This is a genomic window from Priestia sp. 179-F W1.4 NHS (genome assembly GCF_045369295.1).
GTDB classification, from domain to species: Bacteria; Bacillota; Bacilli; order Bacillales; family Bacillaceae_H; genus Priestia; species Priestia zanthoxyli.
In genome coordinates this window covers 1,420,615-1,440,058 of record NZ_JBIQFF010000001.1, presented here as the reverse complement: position 1 = coordinate 1,440,058, position 19,444 = coordinate 1,420,615, and the positions used below count along the sequence as shown (strand labels likewise).

The window sequence follows — 19,444 nt, the reverse complement described above, 5'->3', positions numbered from 1 at the left end:
CATATGAACATATTAGAAGCTACTAATATTCATAAAAGCTACGGAAATAAATTTAATAAACAAGAAGTATTAAAAGGTGTAGATATTACGATTATGAAAGGAGAATTTGTAGGAATTATGGGGGCTTCCGGCTCAGGTAAAACGACGCTTCTTAACGTGCTCTCCTCGATTGATAAAATCAACGGCGGAACCATCAAAATTGAAGGAAATGAAATTAGCAGAATGAAAGAAAAGCAGTTAGCAAACTTCCGAAAAACACATTTAGGCTTTATTTTTCAAGACTATAACTTGCTCTATACACTGACAGTCAAAGAAAATATCCTCTTGCCTCTTTCTGTTGTAAAAACTCCTTCAGCAGTAGCTCACAAAAAATTTGACGCGCTAGCCAAACAGCTCGGCATCTATGAGCTCAAAGATAAATATCCAAATGAAATTTCAGGCGGACAAAAGCAGCGTACCTCTGCTGCAAGAGCCTTTATTCATGAGCCAAGTATGATTTTTGCTGACGAACCAACCGGTGCACTTGACTCAAAAGCAGCTAGCGATTTATTAAACAAACTGACCGAGCTTAATGACAAAAGAAGCGCAACGATTGTGATGGTAACGCATGACCCAGTGGCAGCCAGCTACTGCAGTAAAGTCATTTTTATAAAAGACGGACAAATTTATACGCAGCTGTATAAAGGGGATCAAACGCGAAAAGACTTCTTTGAAGATATTATGAAAACTCAAGGTGTACTAGGCGGAGTGCAAGATGAATATTAATCAGCTCGTCTTCCGCAACTTCAAAAAGAACGTAAAAAACTATTATTTGTACGTTTTTGCACTGGTTTTCAGCGCAGCTTTATATTTTGCTTTTGTCACGCTTCAGTACGATCCTGCTCTTGATGCAACCAAAGGCTCCATTAAAGGAGGCGCGGCGGTTCGGGCCGCTTCTGTTTTACTTGTAGCCATTGTTTCTATCTTTCTACTATATGCAAATACGATTTTTATTAAGCGACGCAGTAAAGAAATTGGCTTATTTCAGCTAATCGGCATGACCAAAACAAAAATTTTCCGTATTTTGACCGTTGAAAATTTTATGCTGTATTTTGCCTCACTGATTGTCGGCATTTTAATTGGGTTTTCGTTTTCAAAAGCGGTCATTATGATTTTGTTTAAAATCACCGATACAAAAGGCATTGCCAAGCTTCACTTTTCAGAAGAAGCCTTGATTCAAACGCTGATTGTGTTCGGCGTCATCTATTTGTTAATCATGACGATGAACTATCTTTTTATTAAAAGACAGACCATTTTAGCCCTATTCTGCGTTACGTCATCTACAGAAAGCAAAACAAAAAAAATCAGTATTCTTGAAATTATTATTGGAATTCTTGGCATGATCTTTATTGCTTCCGGCTACTATATTTCTGCTAAATTGTTTGACGGATCTTTTACAAGCATGAATGCTTTGTCCATCGCAATGGTATCTATTTTAGCTTCGGTTATCATCGGAACCTATTTGTTTTATAAAGGATCGGTTCGATTTTTATTAAATCTCATGCGGAAAAGCAAAAAAGGCTATTTGTCGATTAACGATGTATTATCTCTTTCTTCCATTATGTTTCGGATGAAATCAAACGCACTGTTGCTGACGGTTATTACAACGGTATCGGCTCTTGCTATTGGTCTGTTGTGCTTGAGCTACATCTCTTATTATTCTGCTGAAAAGTCGGCCGAAGATTATGTGCCTAACGATTTTTCAATCAATAATACAAAAGACGCTGCTTCATTTAAAGCCTCGCTGGATCAAAAGAAAATAGCATATACGGAAAAAAAGATCGACGTCATCCAAGTAAAAGCAAACGTAAAAAGCATCTTAGAAAATAATTTGGAAGGCCCGATGGTAGACTCGTCCGCTATGGTTTTTTCAGTTGTTAGCGAAAAATCTGTTAGTGGTGTAAATGTAGCTCAAAATGAAACTTTGTTTACCGGCTATAATGATATGCTTCAACGAGTAAATTCATTTAAAGCTTCCGGAGAAATTGAGCTAATAGGAAAGAAAAAAGTCATTCCGCAAAAGTATATAGGTTTAAATCGAAAATTTCTCTTATCTACCTATTTTACAAGCGGTATGCCTACTGTGATTGTAGACGATTCTGTGTTTAATGAACTTGAAAAAGACGTGAATCCTTCTGTGCAAAAAGAATCTTCTGTGTACACAGGGATAGATATATCACAAAAAAATGACTTACCAAAAGCAAATGAGATTTTCAAAGAAATGAAATTGGGCAATCATACTTTCAATGATTCGCGTATCGAAACGGTAAAAAGCCAAAAGCAGACTATGGGTCTAATTATGTTCATTGTCGCTTTTCTAGGACTGGCCTTTTTAATCACGTCAGGGTGCATTCTTTACTTCAAGCAAATGGACGAAAGTGAAGATGAAAAGCCGAACTATACGATTCTTAGAAAACTCGGCTTCACTGAAAATGATTTACTAAAAGGCATAAAAATAAAGCAGCTTTTTAATTTCGGCATTCCGTTAATCGTAGGGTTGCTTCACAGCTATTTTGCCGTACAATCCGGCTGGTTCTGGTTTGGAACAGAGCTTTGGACACCTATTATTATCGTCATGATTGTCTATACGGCGCTGTACTCCATTTTTGGTATTTTATCTGTTCTTTACTATAAAAAAATTATTAAAGAAGCTCTTTAAAGATAAAAAGCACAAGCTACAGCTTGTGCTTTTTATCTTTAAATGCCATTAATTGCTGGCGTTTTCTTTATTTTCCGCACTGGCTTCATGTAAAAAATTTTCTAATCGCTTTTTGACAAACGGCCATTCGTCATCGATTATACTGAAGATGACCGAATCTCGTACGTATCCATCTGGTAAAAGCATATGTTTTCTGCTAATGCCTTCTTGCTTAGCACCCAACCGTTTAATAGCCGCTCTAGACCGCTTGTTTCGCGCATCCGTTTTGAACTGAACGCGGTGAAACTTCAGCTCTTCAAAACAGTATTTTAATAATAAATACTTACACTCCGTGTTGACTCGCGTTCGCCACACGGATGGATGATACCACGTCCACCCTATTTCTACGCTTTTGTTAGGAAGTGATATATCTAAAAATCTTGTGCTTCCTACAATTGAATGTGACTCTATATCAAATACAGCAAAAGGTAGCTCTCTTCCTGCCTGCTTTGCTGTTAAAGCACTTTCAATCAGCTGTTTCATATCACTTAGATGATGAACTTTTACCGGGAGGTGCTCCCAAATTTCTTTCGGTTTTGCAGCTTCATAAAGTCCTTGCTCATGCATTTTTTCAAGCGGTACTAGCTTTACCGCTGTTCCTACAAGTTCAACTGACTTTAGCATAACCTCACTCCTTTTTGATACGTTTAAAGAAAATGTTAATACAGGTATACGTACTGAAAAAGGGTCAGTTTCTGCTTATTGCAAGGTATCACTTTCAGCGTGTATAGCTAGTGATCAGCTAAGTGCTTTTCGAGAAAGTCACTTACTGTTTGGAAGGCTTCGTCGGCTGATTCTTTATTAAAGGTTTGTGAAAAAGGATTCATAAACCCATGAAATCCATAAAACTTTTTGATTTCCAAAAGCGGCTCTCTTTTTTGCTCTAGTGAGTTTATTAAACAGTCTACATCAAATGTTTGCTCTTCAGCGGGAAAAATAAGAAGAGTTGGACACACAGGACGTCTATTTATATAGTCTCTAATGCGCGATCCGTAACAGCCAATCACAAAGTCACACAAATTGTTTTCACTGCATAGCCACGATATTGTGGCTCCTACACTAAATCCCATGATCCCTACTTCTTCATATTCTTGTTTTAGCTGAATTAACATGTTAGTAATTTGTTTTGAACCCTCGTCAATCCCAATGTTTTGAACAAAGTTCTGATAAGCCATTCCTTCTTCTTCATAACTATAAGGAATGTCTCTAGATAATAAGTTAGGGCAGATAATATCTGCCCCTAACTTAGACAATTCCTGTTTTACAAACTTCATATGATCGTTCACACCGTATATTTCATGAATTAATAAAAAGGCTTTATTTGATTTTTTCATTTCTTTTATAAAACATTCGTTTCTCTCGCCAGTTCACGGTGCAATACGTCTCCCATGCGCTTCATGCCTTCTACGATTTGTTCAGCAGACATATTAGAATAATTCAAGCGCAGCGCGTTGTTTCTTGTACCGTTTGGAAAGAAAGGAGTTCCCGGCACGCAGGCTACGTTATTTTTTAGACATTCTGAAAAGATATGTGCTGAATCGATTCCTTTGGGCAGTTCCACCCAAATAAACAATCCGCCTTCTGGCTTACTGTAAGACAAATTCTCCGGGAAAAATTCTTCAATGCACGATAACATTTGCGTACATCGCTCTTTGTACACAGCTTTAATTTTTTGAATGTGCTCTTCGATATCGTAAAGCTCCATGTACTTAGCCGTTACACGCTGAGCAAAGCTGTCCGTATGCAAGTCAGCCACTTGCTTAAACGCTACGTACTTATCAATGAAAGCTTCATCTGCGCACACCCAGCCGATTCGAAGACCTGGCGCAAAAATTTTAGAAAATGTGCTGATATAAATAACTCTGCCTTCTGTATCAAAATGCTTAACCGGCGGCAGCGTTTCTCCTGCAAATCGAACGCCTCCGTACGGATTGTCTTCTACAATCAGCACGTCGTATGCATTCGCAAGCTCGATCATTCGCTGACGTCTTTCTCGCGTTAAGGTGCGTCCTGTAGGGTTTTGAAAATCTGGAATTGTATAGATAAATTTAGCATGCGGATTTTCTTGAAGTTTTTTCTCCAGCTCTTCCATAATCATTCCGTCTTCGTCCATATCTACTTCTACAAACGTTGCATTATAAGATTTGAAGACGTTGATGGCTGCTAGGTACGTTGGACTTTCACAGATTACCACGTCTCCGTCATTAAGAAACAATCTCCCGGTAAGATCGATTGCCTGCTGAGAGCCGGACGTGATTAAAATGTTTGAAACAGTGGACTCAATGCCGATATGCTTCATTCGTGTAGAGATGGCTTCTCTTAAAGGAATATACCCTTCAGTTGTACTGTATTGAAGCGAAGCGGCTCCGTCTTCATTTAATACGGCGCGGCACGCATCGTTCATTGCTTCAACAGGAAATAGCTCCGGCGCTGGAAGTCCTCCTGCAAACGAAATCACTTCTGGTCGTTCCGTTACTTTTAAAATTTCGCGCGTTTCAGCGGATTTTACAAGACTAGCTCGTTGGGCAAATTTATCTTTCATTGATGATCATTCCTTTTTTAGATTTTAAACTTTTGCAGTGACTCAAACTTTCAATGGCAAAAAAATTATTCGAATAGTCAGAAAAATTAAGACGGATGCTTCTATTCATGAGATTATGCAGCTTTTACAGCTTGAAAGATGCCTTTTTAACAGACAACTAGCATGTGCGTCCTCTCTGACTCTCCCTTTCTCCTTTCAATATATATTTTTCTTATTCCCTATCTGCAATACAATTCAAAGGTCGTACGATAAATGTGGCCTTATATTTAATGTATGTTAAAAAGGATAACATAAAATTCAAATAAATAAACAATAAATTCTACAAATTCTTAATTTTTTATACAAATATATTTATTTCAGTAAACGATTCTTCAAAATCATTCCTTTTATATATGTATCAAAGAAGTTCATGGCGCAATTATAAACCTAAAATTTAACATTTTCTATTGACTATTTATATCATTAAATGATATATATTAATTAACGATATATCGTTTAATGATATAAGGAGGTTGAATATGCCGCGAAACGATTCATTAGAGACGGGGGAACTTACCGACACGTCTTACTACATCTTAGTGTCCCTCATAGAAGCAAAACACGGGTATCTTATCATGAAAACCATTGAAGATATGACCAATCAACAGTTTTCGATTGGACCTGCATCTATGTACACTACAATTAAAAAACTTCTTGCAGCTGAGTTAATCATGCTTTGTGGCGAAAGCAAAGACAAAAAGAAAACGTATGTTGCAACAGAAAAAGGAATTCAGTTTTTAAAAAAAGAAATTCAGCGCCGCAAAGAAATGATTAAGCACGCTGAAGATATTTTAGGAGGTTTATAAATGAAAAAGACAAAATACATACTGAGCGGCGGTATTGCTTTTACAGAGCAAGAAGATTTACAAAAGCTCAGCGACTATGCAAAAAAAGGCTGGCTTTTAGACCGTTGGGCTCTTTTTGGATATACATTAAAAAAAGGAAAGGCTCAAGAGCTTCAATATTCACTAGATTTTCAAGAACATGCAGATGATGAATATTTTTTGCTTTTTAAAGAAGCCGGATGGCAACACGTTTGTTCAATAGGTCATGCTATGCATATTTTCAGCGCATCTCCGGGAACAAAACCTATTTATTCCGATGTAGAAACGATCATTGACAGATACGAACGAGAAAAGCGTTCTGTAGGAAAAGCAGCTCTATCTATTCTTGTCGCGATGGTGTTTCTGCTGCTTTTTGACGTTATGAGCTTATACGGCTGGCTTCCGGAAGCAGTAGGTACAATAAGCGAGATTTTATTAGCGATTTCAACAGTAATTTTAGTATTTCCAGGACTTCCTTACCTTGCGTATCAGCGTAAGCTAAAAAAGCTTAGTAACACCTAAAGAGATTCCCTTTTCATTGACCTGCCGTATAAAACCCTTTATAATCCTTATTAACTTGATAAGATTTAAAGGTTTTAGTACAGGAGTGATGAAAAGTGAAATGGTTTCATTTTCTGTTTAATGAACGATGCCCAAAATGTAAGCAAGTGTTAAATACATCAAAATCTAACGCACTTCACGCGACTATAGTGAAAGTGTGTCCGTCTAACCACTATCAAAAAGAATTTCATCCTGCGCTTGAAACGTATGTGGAAAGTGATGAAGTGCTATAAAAAAAGCTATGGGAATCCATAGCTTTTTATAGTAGCCCCCACCAAATCTTAATTGCCGTTGCTAGAATCAAACCGGCAAGGATCCACTGAAGCACTTTTGTATTCATTTTCTGACCAACTTTTGCACCGACTGGAGAGGCAATTAAACTTGCCGCAACTAAAATAAGTGCCGGTATAAATGGGACTTGATGGGTCACCAGCTTTCCAACCGTTGAACCAATGGAAGAAATAAAGGTAACGGCTAGTGAAGTTGCGATGGTTATTCGAGTTGGAATTTTAAGCACCACAAGCATCACAGGAACTAAAATAAAGGCTCCTCCTGCTCCTAACACGCCTGCTACGGCTCCAATAAGCAGTGATAAAATAGAAGCTAATCCTTTATTGAATTGAAGTTCGCCTTCTTTTATCTTATCTACCTTTTTCTTTGGAATAAACATCATCATAACCGCAATAAGAGCTAAAACTCCATATACAACATTTAATCCTTGTTCACTCATATAATGTGAGAGGTAGCTTCCAAGCATGCTCCCAATTAGAATATTGCTGCCCATGTATAAAATTAATGATTTGTTTAAAAATCCGCTTTTTCGATACGCCCATACGCCGCCTAATGTCGCAAAGAATACTTGAATGGCTCCTGCACCTGAGACGTGATGAGCCGTTAATGCTTCTACTCCTACTAATGGAGGAATATACAACAGCATCGGATAATTAATAACAGACCCGCCAATACCGACCATACCGGAAATAAACGACCCCATAAATCCAATAAGAAAAAGCGTGATGATAAAGGTAAGATCCATCTATAGTCGCTCCGTTTCATATAAGGAAAGGGTACCTTTTACAAGAGATACCCTTTTCGTCCATTATTTCTTATCCTTTTTTAATCCAAAATTTAAGAACGTCGCCTTCTTCTGTATGAAGAAGCTCGTGACCGCCAGATTTTGCCCAAGCTGCAAGGTCATTTTTCGCCCCTTTATCCGTTGCGTGAATTTCTAACACTTGACCTGCTTCTAGTTCATTCATTGCTTTTTTTGTTTTAACAATTGGCATTGGACATGCCAGCCCTTTTGCATCTAGTACTTTATTTGATTCCATTTCTCTCTCTCCTTTGTTTAGGTTTTAGCGAATTGCACAGCGGTTTGGTCCAATCTCCATTTCACGCTGTTTTTCTTCATCTGGACTTACTTTCCCCATATTGGTTTCACGAATTTCTTGATACGCATTTGGCTGCGGCGGTAAATTATCTGTTACTAAGTGTCTGAACTCTGCTTCGTCTTTAATATTTAATCCGTGATTTTCCGCAAACAACGTACCTAACTTTTCAGCTACGCTGCCGTTGTCATTTAGCTCATCAATCATCATAAAATGAGCTGGCAATACGATTAACTCGTCTGACAATGCTTTATAGCGTGTATAAAGCGTCTCGCGCAGATCGCCTACCCAGTCTTCAGCCATACCAGCTAAATCAGGACGCCCAATTGAGTCGATGAACAAAATATCTCCTGAAAGCAAGTATTGATCGTCTACGATAAAAGAAGTTGATCCAATCGTATGACCCGGTGAATAAAGCGGCTGAATCGTAATGGTTGTGTTACCAATCACGACATCGCTGCCTTCTTCTAAAGCCTTGTAGTCAAAAATCACTTCTTCTGCATCTTTTGGAGGCAGCCAGTACGCTGCATTTGTTGCTTCCGCAATGACTCTTCCTCCTGAAATGTGATCTGCATGAAGGTGCGTATCAAACACGTGCTTAACTGTGACACCAAGCTCTTTGGCGAAGTTGATATACACATTTGCCATACGCGTCGCATCAATAATAGCCGCTTCACCGTTTGATACGATCATATAAGATAAGCATCCTTTACCGATACGAACAAACTGATAAATCTCTCCACCGTCTTTTAAATCGCCGACTTTAACAGGCTCTAAATATTCACTCCACGCTTTCATACCTCCTTTTAGGTACGATACGGTAAGACCCGCTTCTGAAAGCATGTCAGCTACCATCACTGATGAACCTTCTTTGGCGCAGACAACTACTACTTCTTTATCCGAAGGGATTTTTTCTAAGATTTCTTCTACTCCGTCTAAAAGATCGAAGTATGGAACATTTAAATGCTGAAATTGATGACCTTCAATTTTCCAATCGCTAAAATCATTTTCGTTACGAACGTCCAAGATAAATAGCGGTTCTTTATTGATAATTTTAGATGTAACTTCTTTTGCAGTAAGAGCATGCACTGTCATATCGAAATACCTCCTTAGGTATATAAACTATCAAATTTTTTTAATTCACTATAATTCACTAATTATTCTACTTTACCCGTCCAGTCACGCATACCAGGAACCACGTTAATTACGTTTTTAAATCCTTGCTTTTTCATCGTTTGCCCTGCCATTTCACTTCGTCTTCCAGAGTGGCAAATAATATAAATTTCATTCTCTTTATTTAATTCCTTCAAACGTTTTTCTACTTCGCCAAGCGGAATATGAACAACGCCTGGAATATGAGCCTCATCATATTCTTCTACTTCACGCACGTCTAAAATATGAAGATGTTCATCACTCTCTACTTTTTTCGTAAATTCTTCTAATGAAATCTCAGGAATTGGCGTTACGTTTTCTTCAGTTCCGCCTTTACGAAGAAAGTGATGAAGAACGTCACCTTCTGTCTCTGTACCTAAATACTCATGACCTGTGCTTTTTGCCCACGCTTGTAAGTCAGCCGTAGAGCCTTTATCCGTTGCTTGAATTTCCAGCACTTGACCTGCTTCTAATTCATTCATTTTCTTCTTTGTTCTCACAATTGGCATTGGACATGCTAACCCTTTTGCATCTAATACGAAGTTTGCTTGCATCATTTCTTTTTCCTCCTTGGTTCAAATACTAGTAGGGGTATATTTTTCTCCAAAAAAATTAGACCGTTTCCCCTTTCCACTCCATCATTCCGCCTGTCATATTCGTTACACTGTAGCCTTGCTGCTCAAGAAAACGAGCTGCCATTCCGCTTCTGCCTCCAGAACGACAGACGACAATGTAGTTCTTTGCTTTGTCTAACTCATGCATACGGAATTCCAACAAAGGAAGCGGGATATTTAACGCGTTTGGAATTTTACCTATTTTTACTTCCTCTACTTCACGCACATCTAAAATGTGAATTTGTTCTTGTTTTTTTACTAATTGTTCTACTTCTTGTGCTACTATTGTCTTCACGCTACTTCTCCTCCTTTTTGATTTATCTCCACGTATTCATGCCGCCTTTAACGTTGGTGATAGATGTAAAACCTTGCTTTTTCAACAGTTTACTTGCTTTCATACTTCTCATTCCGCTTTGACAAATAACGACTACTTCTCTGTCTTTTGAAAGCTGTCCTGTTTGCGCTGGCAGTTCTGATAACGGAATGTTTCGAAATCCTTTAATATGTTTGGTGCGAAATTCATGCGGTGTTCGCACGTCGATAAACTGGTTATTTTTATTTTTTAACTTTGCTTTTAATTCCGTTGTGGCTATCTGCTGAATACCTTTTACTGGTGCAAAACGCTGATACAAAAACCACAGCAGAAAAACGATAATAAGCGCATTGATAATCATATTAACCCTCGCTTCATGAGCTATCTTTTAGATGAATAAGTTCACGTTTCCGTCTTCTGCATCGGCTAAATACGCCGCTACGCCTGCATATTCAATATTATCTAACAGTTCTTTTTCCTGTAACCCTAGAAGATCCATCGTCATCGTACAAGCCACTAGCTTCACATCTTGTTCTTGTGCCATTTCGATAAGCTGCGGCAGCGTTAGGGCATTATGCTTTTTCATGACATTTTTAATCATTTTAGGTCCCATACCTGCAAAGTTCATTTTAGATAAGCCCATTTTATCCGCACCGCGCGGCATCATTTTGCCAAACATCTTTTCTAAAAATCCTTTTTTCACCGGCACCATTTCTTCTTTACGAAGCGCATTCAATCCCCAAAACGTATGGAATATTGTCACTTCATGGTCATAAGCAGCCGCTCCGTTAGCAATAATATAAGCTGCCATCGCTTTGTCATAATCACCGCTAAATAATACAATTGTTGTTCGTTTCTTTTGCTCAGTCATGTTGCTCCTTCTATTACCCTATGGGGTATATTTGAATTTAAAAAAATTAGCTCTTTTGAATGTAAAAGATAAATGTACTGCCTTCTTCTTTAAAATCAATAAGCTCGTGTCCTGTCGATTTTGCCCACGCTGTTAAATCACTTTTCGCACCTTTATCTGTTGTTTGCACTTCTAATACTTGGCCTGTTGTTAAAGTATCCATTGCTTTTTTTGTTTTTACGATTGGCATTGGACAAGCTAATCCTTTTGCATCTAAGACATGATCAATTTTCATAGTATTTATCTCTCCTTTTTATATACATATACCTGTAAGGGTATATTATACTAAATAATGATATTCGTCAACCTTAAACAAGGTGACAATGATTAACGACTTTTCACTAACAGCTGTACAGCTTCTTTCACTAACCCTTCCGTTGGCTCTCCATGCTGAAGGCTTTCTCTGACGCACTGTTCAAGATTGCTGCTCACAATAACTCCCATTGTGCGATCAATGGCACTTCTTGCAGCAGATAATTGAGTCACGACGTCTCGGCAGTCTTTTCCTTGTTCCATCATGCTAAGCACGCCTTTTAACTGCCCTTCGATTCGGCGCAGCCGATTTTTCACTTGTTGGTTATACTCCATAATCGAATACCCCTTTCTTTCCTTTACGTTGACACTTACACGCTGCTAACTCATAGCTGCGCACTTGAAAACCTCTTTTTCGTAAGAACCGTACGCCTAAATTTAATTCCACTCTATCTCCAGCAATCAGATGAACGCTTCCCTGTGGAATTTCTGAATAAAAGCGTTTGAGATACGCATACGGAATAACTATACTAATTGAATCATGAACTTCATGATAATGACGAATATCTACAACCGTTCGCCCACGTTCTTTTGCTTCAGATTCCCGTAAGCACTGTATTCCTTTAACAGGATAATAACGTCTGTATGCAATAAATAAAATAGCAAGCAATAACACTGCTATATAGAGCATAACAATCACCGCCTTGCTATTGAATTGATGTTGTTTACACGCTTTATATTATACCCCTATAGGTATATTGTCAAGCGAGAAAATTATAGTTAATTTTACTTATTTACATGAATCCTTTCATACGAATCAATCCACTTTATACACCTTAGGAATCATGAATGTTTTCTTTAATCTCCTTTACTGTGTGTACCCCCTCCCCTATAGACCAAACAGACTTTTCCGTTTTCATGCATCACCTGGGCTCATATAAATTACTAAAAAATAAGCTTACTGCGCCATTCACCATCTGCGCACAAAAGGTCCAGTTCTCCTTGGGAACTGGACCTTTTGTGTGAAAAAGCTGATTAGCTTTGATGATAAATATTATGCCATTGATTCCACGAACTGTGTGGATGCTGCTGGTGCCACTGATTCCATGGCACATATGGATTTTGCTGATGCCACTGATTCCACGAACCGTGCGGATACTGCTGATGCCATTGATTCCAAGGTGTGTATGGATGTTGTTGATGCCATTGATTCCATGTGCCGTGCGGATACTGTTTATGCCACTGCTCCCAAGGTACATGAGGATGTTGCTGATGCCATTGATTCCACGTGCCTTGAGGATGCTGATGATGCCATTGTTCCCATGGAATGTAATGTTGCTGTCCTTGATGCATATTTCGTCAACTCCTTTTCCTTTGCCACATCATATGTTCTTTTTAGAATTTAGAGCTTATCTATTTTAAAATATAGGCGTTTGATTAATTATGAACTAAATTACATATTTCTTGTCTTTACTTATAGACATGAGCTCTTGTTTTATAAGTAGAAGCACACATTTATCTAGAAATATAGAATGAATATTTCTTATGATTCACCTTATTGCTAATAATATTTCTTTAAGAGGTCTATGTGTCTTGGGATGCATTTGTCTTCTCATGAAAAAAACACCTTCTCATTCGAGAAGGTGTTTTGGAATTAACCTACAATATTGTAACCAGCGTCTACGTGTACGATTTCTCCTGTTACGCCGCGTGAAAGATGGCTCAGTAATACAACCGTCATGTCGCCAACTTCTGCTTGCGTTACATTACGCTTAAGAGGTGCTTTTTCTTCAACTTTGTGAAGAATTTGGTTAAAGTCAGAAATGCCTTTTGCTGCAAGCGTACGAATTGGGCCTGCTGAAATCGCATTTACGCGGATGTTGTCTTTTCCTAAGTCTAATGCTAAGTATTTTACTGAAGACTCAAGCGCTGCTTTCGCTACGCCCATTACATTATAGCCTTCAACTGCACGTTCTGCACCAAGATAGCTCATTGCTACAAGAGAACCGCCTTCTGTCATAAGAGGTTTTGCTGCTTTCGCTACAGCGATAAATGAATAAGCGCTTGTGTCTTGAGCAAATGCATATCCGCTTCTTGACGTATTAATAAACTCGCCGTTTAGATCTTCTGAATGAGCAAACGCAACAGAGTGAATCACTCCGTGAACTGTGCCCGCTTCTTCTCCGATTTTTTTGAACGCCGCTTCAATGCTTTCGTCGCTGTTTACGTCGCATTCTGCAATTAATTTAGCTTGAATTTCATTTTTTTCTAAAAGCTTGTTCAACTTTCCTAGTGAACGTTCTTTACGGTATGTAAAAATTAAGTTTGCTCCTACTTGATGAAGGGCTTTTGCGACACCCCAAGCAATACTTCTGTCGTTGGCAACTCCCATAATCACAATGTTCTTGTTCTTTAATTGTAATAAATCTTCCATATTATCCTCCAAAAAAAATTAGTCATCGATGATGACTAATAGGTAATTGTATAGCTTTATTATAGCACAAAGATGCGCTTAGTTCCTAAGAGTCTTATGAATTAACCGATTTTGGTCTATAAATGACCTCTTATTTGTCCGACTTCTGCAGCCATGTCTGTGTTGTTTCAGCAAATTTCTCAGCCGCAGGCGAGAGATGATAACGAGTAGCTAGACCAATTGAACGGTAGCTATCCACTTGAAACGGAATGGCACGCAGCTCTTGTGGTATAGCATCTAAAAGCATTTCAGGTAAAATGCTAATGCCTAAGTGATGCGTAATCATCGATAGGATAGCACTTTCATCCATTAATTCAAAGCGAATTTCAGGCTGAATCCCCTGTTCTTCAAACAATTGCTTAACATCATGATATCCGCCGTACGTAGGCATAATAAACGGTTCTTTCTCTAAATCTTTAAAGGAAACGGTTTTTTGATGATACAAAGCACTTTGATTTGATACGACGCACAGCAGCCGGTCTTTTTTTAAAGAAATAATATGAAATTGACTTGAATGCGTAATGTTGATAAAGCCGCAGTCTATTTCTCCGCTCAGCAGCCACTGTTCAATTTCAAGGTAATCGCCTTCTTTAAGCTGAATTTGAATCTCAGGGTAGTTTTTTTCCATCAGCTGAATAATTTCGGGGAGCCACTTGGTCGATACGCTTTTAAAAATACCGATTTTGATGGTTCCTTTTGCAAGACCTAAGAGACTGGCTGCTTCTTGATGAACTTTTTCATTTTCTTGGAGCACTTTCCGAATAGCAAGAAGCATCGCTTCGCCTTCTGTTGTTAAGGTAATACCTGATCTGTTTCGATTCACAAGCGGAAATCCAAATTCTGTTTCAAGATTTGTAATAGCATGACTGACCGCTGACTGCGTGAGCGCCAGCGCATCTGCCGCTTTTGTAAAGCTTCTCACTTCCGCTACTTTGTTTAAAATTTCATATTTCACTAAGCTCATTTTCTCCCGCCTTAACATGAATTTAATTCACGTTCATCATTATAAAGATTCATTTTATTAATATCAAATTCCTTTGTATACTGTGAGTACATCATAAACAATGGAGGGTTGAACGTGAGTTACCGCACACGAGCAAATATGATGATGGTTGGTGTAAATGTATTTTGGGGCATGTCGTACGTGTTTATGAAAATGGGGCTGAGTTCGCTCGGGTCATTTACTATCATTGCACTTAGATGTTTAATTGCTTTTTTGATTGCCGGACTGTTTTTCTATAAGCCGTTACTACATATCACGCGCAAAACGATTTTATCATCAGCTATTTTAGGCTTTTTACTGTTTTCAGTTTTTTCATTTGTCACGTTTGGCGTCAGCATGACGTCTGCTTCAAATGCCGGATTTCTTGTCAGTTTAACGGTCATTTTTGTTCCATTGCTCAACTGCCTGCTAGTAAAGAAGCTTCCTTCTTGGCCGATTGGACTTGGAGTTATCGTTACCCTAACCGGTATAGGTGTTTTAACTTTAAAGCACTCCTTTCATATGAATACTGGTGATGTACTTTGCATTGGAACGGCACTGTGTTATGCCATTCATATTACGTTAACTGGCACGTTTACCAAAAATGAAAACCCAATTGCTCTCGGCATTTTACAGCTAGGTTTTGCTGGATTATTTGCACTGATTTGCAGCTTTTTATTTGAACACCCTAGCATTCCCACTACTTTATCATCATGGATTGCGATTTTAGGTCTTGGCGTTCTTTGCAGCGCGATTGGATTCATTTGTCAAGCCATTGCGCAGCGCTACACAACACCTACTCACACAGGTCTTATTTTTGCAACAGAGCCGATTTTTGCTGCGCTGTTTGCCGTTCTCTTTTTGCACGAGCTGTTTACGCTTAAAGAACTGATTGGTTCTGTTATTGTCATCGCGGGAATTTTAATTGCTCAGTTAGACGATTTACTATTGAAAAAAAGAGTTCATTATCAAGAGACATTACCAAAGTGAAAGCCGCTAGATTCGTTGACCTAGCGGCTCACTTTATATCCCATATGTATAAAACTTTTTATCTACGTTCATCACCGGGAAATTCGCAGGCAGCTTTTCTTTCTCTATAGCTTGAAACCCATTTTTCTCATAAAAGCGATGCGCAGCCCTATATTGTAGTGTCGTTCCTAAGTATATTCTTTCCACTTCTTGCTCTTTTGCCCAAGCGATAGCTGTATGCAATAAGCGGTGAGCTGTTTTGAAGGTTGCTCCTCTATAAGACTTTGCTACAAACATTTTCCGCAGCGCTACTTGACGGCTGCCAATGTCTATTAAAGCTACGCTTCCTACTACTTTTTCGTTGCAAACAGCCACCCAGAAATTTCCGTTTCCCCGTTGATAAAAGCTTTCGATTTCAAATAAATCAGGCTGATCTTTTTCCGTTATTGGAATTTGGTATTCTTGCTGCTGAATATGAAGAATTAAATCCACTACCTGCTGTTGATACTTGCTAGTATATGGCTGAATAATAATACTTTCACTCAAAACCTCCACCGCCTCTAATCAGTTTACTCCATCTTACTTTTGACTGTTTTTAATACTACATGACCTATGTTCATTATAAAACTAATTACGGTACCTGCAAGAATCGATATTCCACCTACAGCGATAAAATCGCCTTTAGTCGGCTGAAATAAATTCATAGAAAGCAAACCAAACATAAAAAGCATGGGAATAAGATAACTCAGCATCTTTTTCAACTTCGCATCTCATTTCCTTATCTCTATAAATCCTGTAACCATTTTATCGTATGAGAATTTCCTATTTATTACAATCTTTATCTTATTTCATATTTTTATCGAAGAAATGAAAAAAAGTGCCTGCCTCTCGTCCTGCCTAATTGAGAGACGGGCACTTTTTTATAAAACGTGACTCGTTGCTTGTAAAAAGAACTGAGACTGTTCGTAGTTATACGTCACTTTTGAAAAGTCAAACGGCTGGCCATTCGCTAAGTGAAAGAGCGTTTCAATAAATAATTTAGGATCCCCTTCTTTTAAACCTAAGTACGTAGCTTCTTCTTCGTTCAGCTTGCCGACGTGAAGATATAAATCAGAAAACCCGATTTTTAAGCCAAGCCCTTCTTTAATGTAATGAAAAATAGACTCTGACACAATTTCGTTATTTAAGTATGTAACGATGGATTTATTATAAAACGATTCTTCTAGACACAGCGTCTGGCCGTTAATATACCGTACTCTTTTGACGTAATACGCGTCGCTATCTTCGGCTATGTTTAAATTTAACGAGGCTTCTTTCGTAGGCTTTCGTACAGCTAGTTCAATCACTTCCGATGTTAAATGAAAATCTTCTAGTTCGCTTGTAAATCCTTGGTTAGAAAGCAAGCCGATATATCCTGTTCGCTTATGACGGCGGACAAAAATGCCGCTTCCTCTCACTTGAAAAACAACGCCTTTTTTCTCTAGCAGATCTAAGGCCTTTGTTACGGTACTTTTGCTCGCCTTGAATTGCGCCATCAGCGTTTCTAATACCGGCAGCTTATCTCCTTGCTGAAGCTTGTGTTCTTCAATATAGGTTTCAATTTCGATTGCAATTTGTTGGTATTTAATCATAGCTATACCTCTTTACTGAATTTGTCTCAAGAATAACACGATTATACCATAATCTAACTTCAACCCATAAACTTAAATTATTCATTTATTATTATTTTATTTAGGTATTGATAAATTGTATCGATACAATTATACTGAAAGCGTATACTCAACAAGGGGGTTGAACATATGGGAGGGAAAATTAGAGATTATCACAAGCTTGCAGCAGACATTTTAGATGCGGTAGGCGGCGAAGAAAATATCGTAAGCGCTACACGCTGCGCTACGAGGCTGCGAATTGTGTTAAAACGCTCGAAGCCAGAAGCCAAACGCAAGGTGTCTTCTATGCCTGGTGTCATTACGGTTGTTGAAAACAGCGGACAGTTTCAAGTTGTTATTGGACAGCATGTAGGAGACGTTTATGAAGAGTTTGCTAGTTTAGTAAATTTAGATACAGAAAAAGAGCAAACTGAAAACAAAGGTACGATCTTAAACCGTGTGATTGCTACGATGTCCGCTGTGTTTGCACCATTTGTATACATCCTAGCAGCGGCAGGAATTTTACAGGGCTCGTTAATCTTAATTAATTTGTTTTCGGATAGCTTTGCAAAAACGGGCACCTATCAAGTATTAAGCTTCATATCGTGGGCACCGTTTGTTTTTCTACCTATCTTTATTGCCATCACAGCATCCAAGCATTTTAAAACTAACACCTACATTGCAGTGGCGTGCTGTGCCGCATTAGTGAGTCCAACATGGACAGAAATGGCGGCCAAAATTGCCGACGGAAGCAGCATTTCGTTTTTAGGTCTTCCCTTATCCGAAACAGTCTATACTTCTTCTGTTTTACCGCCTTTATTTTTAGTATGGATTTTGTCTTACCTTGAAAGATTCTTAAACAAGAGCATTCATGAAGTGGTTAGACCGCTGTTTGTTCCGTTTTTATGTATGGTGATTATGGTTCCTATAACGATTTTACTCATTGGCCCCGTTACAACGATGGGAGCTAACGGAATCGCTCACGGCTATAACTTTTTAGCTGAAAACGTACCTGCCTTAGCTGGAGCAATTATTGGCGGCTTCTGGCAAATTGTTGTGATCTTTGGGGTACACTGGGGAATTACGCCGATGGTGCTTGCAAACTTTGATTTAAACGGCAGAGACTCGTTTCAAGCGTATCAAACAATTGCCGTGGTAGCTCAAGTCGGAGCGGTACTTGGGGTTATTTTAAAAGCAAAAAGCCAAGAAGCACGTAAAGTGAGCGTATCAGCCGGAATAACAGGATTATTTGGTATTACAGAGCCAGCTATTTACGGTGTAAATTTACGTTTTAAAAAGCCGTTTATCTTTGGATGCGTTTCAGGCGCTATTGGCGCTGTTGTAGCAAGCTTCTTTCACCCTTACTACTTTGCTTACGCAGGCCTGCCCGGACCGTTGACAATTGTAAACGGTATTAGCCAAGACTACCCGATGTCAATCTGGGGAATTTTGATTGGATGTGCCATTGCAATTATTCTTCCCGTTGTGCTCATTCAAGTATTTGGTTACGGAGAAGATGCAGCAAAAGATGCGGCTACTTCAGCTTTAAAAGAAGTGGCTGTAAGCAACCCGAATGAAAATGAAGAAACGATCAGCGCGCCGTTTAGCGGAAAAGTCATTCCTCTTTCTAGCGTACCAGACGAAGTATTCAGCTCAGGTGCGATGGGAGAAGGATTAGCGATTGATCCTTCAGATAATAAGCTTTATGCACCTTTTGACGGAACGGTTGTTATGGTAGCACCAACGAAGCACGCCATCGGCCTTCGTTCAGAATACGGCGTTGAACTGCTTGTTCATATTGGATTAGATACCGTTACGTTAGACGGCAAGCCGTTTACCCTGCATGTAGAAGACGGTGTAAAATTTAAAAAAGACGATTTACTAATAGAATTTGATAAAGAATTTATTGAAACACAAGGATTGCAAACCATTACCCCTGTTATTATCACAAATTCAAGCGCTTATCGAGAAGTAATCGTTGAAGATATTGAAAATAGCGGGCTGAATCAAACATTATTTACCGTAGTGAAATAAGGAGG

26 protein-coding genes are annotated in these 19,444 nt (G+C 38.6%); 7 read left to right on the top strand and 19 right to left on the bottom strand.

Translation table 11 applies throughout. The features are described 5' to 3' along the window. Nucleotides 1-3 precede the first annotated feature (3 nt). Together ACH0CI_RS07675 and ACH0CI_RS07670 are read left to right on the top strand one after the other, a co-directional pair. Nucleotides 4-765: an ABC transporter ATP-binding protein gene (locus tag ACH0CI_RS07675; RefSeq protein ID WP_406901204.1), complete on the top strand. Its 762-nt coding sequence runs from the start codon at nt 4-6 to the stop codon at nt 763-765. Continuing rightward, complete coding sequence (locus ACH0CI_RS07670) at nt 755-2,698, top strand: FtsX-like permease family protein (RefSeq protein WP_406901202.1); 1,944 nt, start codon at nt 755-757, stop codon at nt 2,696-2,698. Before ACH0CI_RS07675 ends, ACH0CI_RS07670 begins: the two co-directional genes overlap by 11 nt. Nucleotides 2,699-2,746: 48 nt before the next feature. Here the strand turns inward: ACH0CI_RS07670 and ACH0CI_RS07665 are convergent, their stop codons facing one another. The 3 genes from ACH0CI_RS07665 to ACH0CI_RS07655 all read right to left on the bottom strand — a co-directional run bounded on the left by ACH0CI_RS07665 (nt 2,747) and on the right by ACH0CI_RS07655 (nt 5,279). Continuing rightward, nucleotides 2,747-3,361, bottom strand: coding sequence for a GNAT family N-acetyltransferase (locus ACH0CI_RS07665; protein ID WP_406901200.1), 615 nt, complete (start codon nt 3,359-3,361; stop codon nt 2,747-2,749). Nucleotides 3,362-3,468: 107 nt separating this feature from the next. Beyond that, nucleotides 3,469-4,011, bottom strand: a complete 543-nt coding sequence (locus ACH0CI_RS07660) for a dienelactone hydrolase family protein (protein WP_372452785.1) — start codon at nt 4,009-4,011, stop codon at nt 3,469-3,471. 65 nt (nt 4,012-4,076) lie between these two features. Then, nucleotides 4,077-5,279, bottom strand: coding sequence for an aminotransferase-like domain-containing protein (locus ACH0CI_RS07655; RefSeq protein WP_406901199.1), 1,203 nt, complete (start codon nt 5,277-5,279; stop codon nt 4,077-4,079). A gap of 518 nt (nt 5,280-5,797) precedes the next feature. Between ACH0CI_RS07655 and ACH0CI_RS07650 the strand changes: the two genes are divergently transcribed. The 3 genes from ACH0CI_RS07650 to ACH0CI_RS07640 all read left to right on the top strand — a co-directional run bounded on the left by ACH0CI_RS07650 (nt 5,798) and on the right by ACH0CI_RS07640 (nt 6,936). Next, nucleotides 5,798-6,124, top strand: a complete 327-nt coding sequence (locus tag ACH0CI_RS07650; RefSeq protein ID WP_063247412.1) for a PadR family transcriptional regulator — start codon at nt 5,798-5,800, stop codon at nt 6,122-6,124. After that, complete coding sequence (locus ACH0CI_RS07645; protein ID WP_406901197.1) at nt 6,125-6,664, top strand: DUF2812 domain-containing protein; 540 nt, start codon at nt 6,125-6,127, stop codon at nt 6,662-6,664. A 95-nt stretch (nt 6,665-6,759) separates the two neighbouring features. Next, nucleotides 6,760-6,936 carry a hypothetical protein gene (locus ACH0CI_RS07640; RefSeq protein WP_221816836.1) on the top strand — a complete coding sequence of 59 codons (177 nt, stop codon included), beginning with the start codon at nt 6,760-6,762 and terminating at the stop codon, nt 6,934-6,936. A 26-nt stretch (nt 6,937-6,962) separates the two neighbouring features. Here ACH0CI_RS07640 and ACH0CI_RS07635 read toward each other — a convergent pair whose 3' ends face one another. The 13 genes from ACH0CI_RS07635 to ACH0CI_RS07575 all read right to left on the bottom strand — a co-directional run bounded on the left by ACH0CI_RS07635 (nt 6,963) and on the right by ACH0CI_RS07575 (nt 14,769). Beyond that, nucleotides 6,963-7,739 (bottom strand): sulfite exporter TauE/SafE family protein, encoded by a 777-nt coding sequence (locus ACH0CI_RS07635; protein ID WP_406901196.1) that lies wholly within the window; start codon nt 7,737-7,739, stop codon nt 6,963-6,965. A gap of 70 nt (nt 7,740-7,809) precedes the next feature. Next, nucleotides 7,810-8,034: a sulfurtransferase TusA family protein gene (locus ACH0CI_RS07630; protein ID WP_042992027.1), complete on the bottom strand. Its 225-nt coding sequence runs from the start codon at nt 8,032-8,034 to the stop codon at nt 7,810-7,812. A gap of 24 nt (nt 8,035-8,058) precedes the next feature. Further along, nucleotides 8,059-9,186: an MBL fold metallo-hydrolase gene (locus ACH0CI_RS07625; protein ID WP_406901195.1), complete on the bottom strand. Its 1,128-nt coding sequence runs from the start codon at nt 9,184-9,186 to the stop codon at nt 8,059-8,061. Nucleotides 9,187-9,248: 62 nt separating this feature from the next. After that, complete coding sequence (locus ACH0CI_RS07620; RefSeq protein WP_088048716.1) at nt 9,249-9,800, bottom strand: sulfurtransferase TusA family protein; 552 nt, start codon at nt 9,798-9,800, stop codon at nt 9,249-9,251. A 55-nt stretch (nt 9,801-9,855) separates the two neighbouring features. Next, nucleotides 9,856-10,152 (bottom strand): rhodanese-like domain-containing protein, encoded by a 297-nt coding sequence (locus ACH0CI_RS07615; protein ID WP_071272722.1) that lies wholly within the window; start codon nt 10,150-10,152, stop codon nt 9,856-9,858. Nucleotides 10,153-10,174: 22 nt separating this feature from the next. Continuing rightward, nucleotides 10,175-10,531, bottom strand: coding sequence for a rhodanese-like domain-containing protein (locus ACH0CI_RS07610; RefSeq protein WP_071272720.1), 357 nt, complete (start codon nt 10,529-10,531; stop codon nt 10,175-10,177). A gap of 27 nt (nt 10,532-10,558) precedes the next feature. Then, on the bottom strand, nt 10,559-11,041 hold the full coding sequence (locus ACH0CI_RS07605; RefSeq protein WP_013058040.1) for a DsrE/DsrF/DrsH-like family protein: 483 nt from the start codon (nt 11,039-11,041) through the stop codon (nt 10,559-10,561). A gap of 46 nt (nt 11,042-11,087) precedes the next feature. Next, the gene (locus ACH0CI_RS07600) at nt 11,088-11,315 is read right to left on the bottom strand and encodes a sulfurtransferase TusA family protein (RefSeq protein ID WP_071272716.1); all 228 of its coding nucleotides are present in this window, start codon (nt 11,313-11,315) and stop codon (nt 11,088-11,090) included. Nucleotides 11,316-11,407: 92 nt separating this feature from the next. Beyond that, entirely contained in the window at nt 11,408-11,668 is a 261-nt protein-coding gene (locus ACH0CI_RS07595; protein ID WP_071272714.1) for a metal-sensitive transcriptional regulator, read from the bottom strand. Beyond that, nucleotides 11,658-12,023 carry a sulfurtransferase gene (locus ACH0CI_RS07590; protein ID WP_221777932.1) on the bottom strand — a complete coding sequence of 122 codons (366 nt, stop codon included), beginning with the start codon at nt 12,021-12,023 and terminating at the stop codon, nt 11,658-11,660. The genes ACH0CI_RS07595 and ACH0CI_RS07590 overlap by 11 nt, the downstream gene beginning before the upstream one ends. A gap of 344 nt (nt 12,024-12,367) precedes the next feature. Next, complete coding sequence (locus ACH0CI_RS07585; RefSeq protein WP_045290693.1) at nt 12,368-12,685, bottom strand: hypothetical protein; 318 nt, start codon at nt 12,683-12,685, stop codon at nt 12,368-12,370. 301 nt (nt 12,686-12,986) lie between these two features. Then, nucleotides 12,987-13,766, bottom strand: coding sequence for an enoyl-ACP reductase FabI (gene fabI / locus ACH0CI_RS07580; protein WP_071272710.1), 780 nt, complete (start codon nt 13,764-13,766; stop codon nt 12,987-12,989). A 130-nt stretch (nt 13,767-13,896) separates the two neighbouring features. Continuing rightward, nucleotides 13,897-14,769 (bottom strand): LysR family transcriptional regulator, encoded by an 873-nt coding sequence (locus tag ACH0CI_RS07575; protein ID WP_071272708.1) that lies wholly within the window; start codon nt 14,767-14,769, stop codon nt 13,897-13,899. 114 nt (nt 14,770-14,883) lie between these two features. Here ACH0CI_RS07575 and ACH0CI_RS07570 point away from each other — a divergent pair, with 114 nt between their 5' ends. Then, nucleotides 14,884-15,777, top strand: coding sequence for a DMT family transporter (locus ACH0CI_RS07570; protein ID WP_406901192.1), 894 nt, complete (start codon nt 14,884-14,886; stop codon nt 15,775-15,777). A gap of 33 nt (nt 15,778-15,810) precedes the next feature. Here ACH0CI_RS07570 and ACH0CI_RS07565 read toward each other — a convergent pair whose 3' ends face one another. The 3 genes from ACH0CI_RS07565 to ACH0CI_RS07555 all read right to left on the bottom strand — a co-directional run bounded on the left by ACH0CI_RS07565 (nt 15,811) and on the right by ACH0CI_RS07555 (nt 17,387). Beyond that, nucleotides 15,811-16,302: a GNAT family N-acetyltransferase gene (locus tag ACH0CI_RS07565; protein WP_406901191.1), complete on the bottom strand. Its 492-nt coding sequence runs from the start codon at nt 16,300-16,302 to the stop codon at nt 15,811-15,813. Between the two features lie 23 nt (nt 16,303-16,325). Continuing rightward, nucleotides 16,326-16,508 carry a hypothetical protein gene (locus tag ACH0CI_RS07560; RefSeq protein WP_406901190.1) on the bottom strand — a complete coding sequence of 61 codons (183 nt, stop codon included), beginning with the start codon at nt 16,506-16,508 and terminating at the stop codon, nt 16,326-16,328. 168 nt (nt 16,509-16,676) lie between these two features. Next, complete coding sequence (locus ACH0CI_RS07555; RefSeq protein ID WP_406901189.1) at nt 16,677-17,387, bottom strand: GntR family transcriptional regulator; 711 nt, start codon at nt 17,385-17,387, stop codon at nt 16,677-16,679. Nucleotides 17,388-17,555: 168 nt separating this feature from the next. Between ACH0CI_RS07555 and ACH0CI_RS07550 the strand changes: the two genes are divergently transcribed. Beyond that, entirely contained in the window at nt 17,556-19,439 is a 1,884-nt protein-coding gene (locus ACH0CI_RS07550) for a beta-glucoside-specific PTS transporter subunit IIABC (protein WP_406901187.1), read from the top strand. The last annotated feature ends 5 nt before the right edge of the window (nt 19,440-19,444 follow it).

Coding starts and splice junctions, on each gene's coding strand:
- ACH0CI_RS07675 (WP_406901204.1), top strand. CDS start 4: ATGAACATATTAGAAGCTACTAATATTCATAAAAGCTACGGAAATAAA.
- ACH0CI_RS07670 (WP_406901202.1), top strand. CDS start 755: ATGAATATTAATCAGCTCGTCTTCCGCAACTTCAAAAAGAACGTAAAA.
- ACH0CI_RS07665 (WP_406901200.1), bottom strand. CDS start 3,361: ATGCTAAAGTCAGTTGAACTTGTAGGAACAGCGGTAAAGCTAGTACCG.
- ACH0CI_RS07660 (WP_372452785.1), bottom strand. CDS start 4,011: ATGAAGTTTGTAAAACAGGAATTGTCTAAGTTAGGGGCAGATATTATC.
- ACH0CI_RS07655 (WP_406901199.1), bottom strand. CDS start 5,279: ATGAAAGATAAATTTGCCCAACGAGCTAGTCTTGTAAAATCCGCTGAA.
- ACH0CI_RS07650 (WP_063247412.1), top strand. CDS start 5,798: ATGCCGCGAAACGATTCATTAGAGACGGGGGAACTTACCGACACGTCT.
- ACH0CI_RS07645 (WP_406901197.1), top strand. CDS start 6,125: ATGAAAAAGACAAAATACATACTGAGCGGCGGTATTGCTTTTACAGAG.
- ACH0CI_RS07635 (WP_406901196.1), bottom strand. CDS start 7,739: ATGGATCTTACCTTTATCATCACGCTTTTTCTTATTGGATTTATGGGG.
- ACH0CI_RS07630 (WP_042992027.1), bottom strand. CDS start 8,034: ATGGAATCAAATAAAGTACTAGATGCAAAAGGGCTGGCATGTCCAATG.
- ACH0CI_RS07625 (WP_406901195.1), bottom strand. CDS start 9,186: ATGACAGTGCATGCTCTTACTGCAAAAGAAGTTACATCTAAAATTATC.
- ACH0CI_RS07620 (WP_088048716.1), bottom strand. CDS start 9,800: ATGATGCAAGCAAACTTCGTATTAGATGCAAAAGGGTTAGCATGTCCA.
- ACH0CI_RS07610 (WP_071272720.1), bottom strand. CDS start 10,531: ATGATTATCAATGCGCTTATTATCGTTTTTCTGCTGTGGTTTTTGTAT.
- ACH0CI_RS07605 (WP_013058040.1), bottom strand. CDS start 11,041: ATGACTGAGCAAAAGAAACGAACAACAATTGTATTATTTAGCGGTGAT.
- ACH0CI_RS07600 (WP_071272716.1), bottom strand. CDS start 11,315: ATGAAAATTGATCATGTCTTAGATGCAAAAGGATTAGCTTGTCCAATG.
- ACH0CI_RS07595 (WP_071272714.1), bottom strand. CDS start 11,668: ATGGAGTATAACCAACAAGTGAAAAATCGGCTGCGCCGAATCGAAGGG.
- ACH0CI_RS07590 (WP_221777932.1), bottom strand. CDS start 12,023: ATGCTCTATATAGCAGTGTTATTGCTTGCTATTTTATTTATTGCATAC.
- ACH0CI_RS07585 (WP_045290693.1), bottom strand. CDS start 12,685: ATGCATCAAGGACAGCAACATTACATTCCATGGGAACAATGGCATCAT.
- fabI (WP_071272710.1), bottom strand. CDS start 13,766: ATGGAAGATTTATTACAATTAAAGAACAAGAACATTGTGATTATGGGA.
- ACH0CI_RS07575 (WP_071272708.1), bottom strand. CDS start 14,769: ATGAGCTTAGTGAAATATGAAATTTTAAACAAAGTAGCGGAAGTGAGA.
- ACH0CI_RS07560 (WP_406901190.1), bottom strand. CDS start 16,508: ATGCTGAGTTATCTTATTCCCATGCTTTTTATGTTTGGTTTGCTTTCT.
- ACH0CI_RS07555 (WP_406901189.1), bottom strand. CDS start 17,387: ATGATTAAATACCAACAAATTGCAATCGAAATTGAAACCTATATTGAA.
- ACH0CI_RS07550 (WP_406901187.1), top strand. CDS start 17,556: ATGGGAGGGAAAATTAGAGATTATCACAAGCTTGCAGCAGACATTTTA.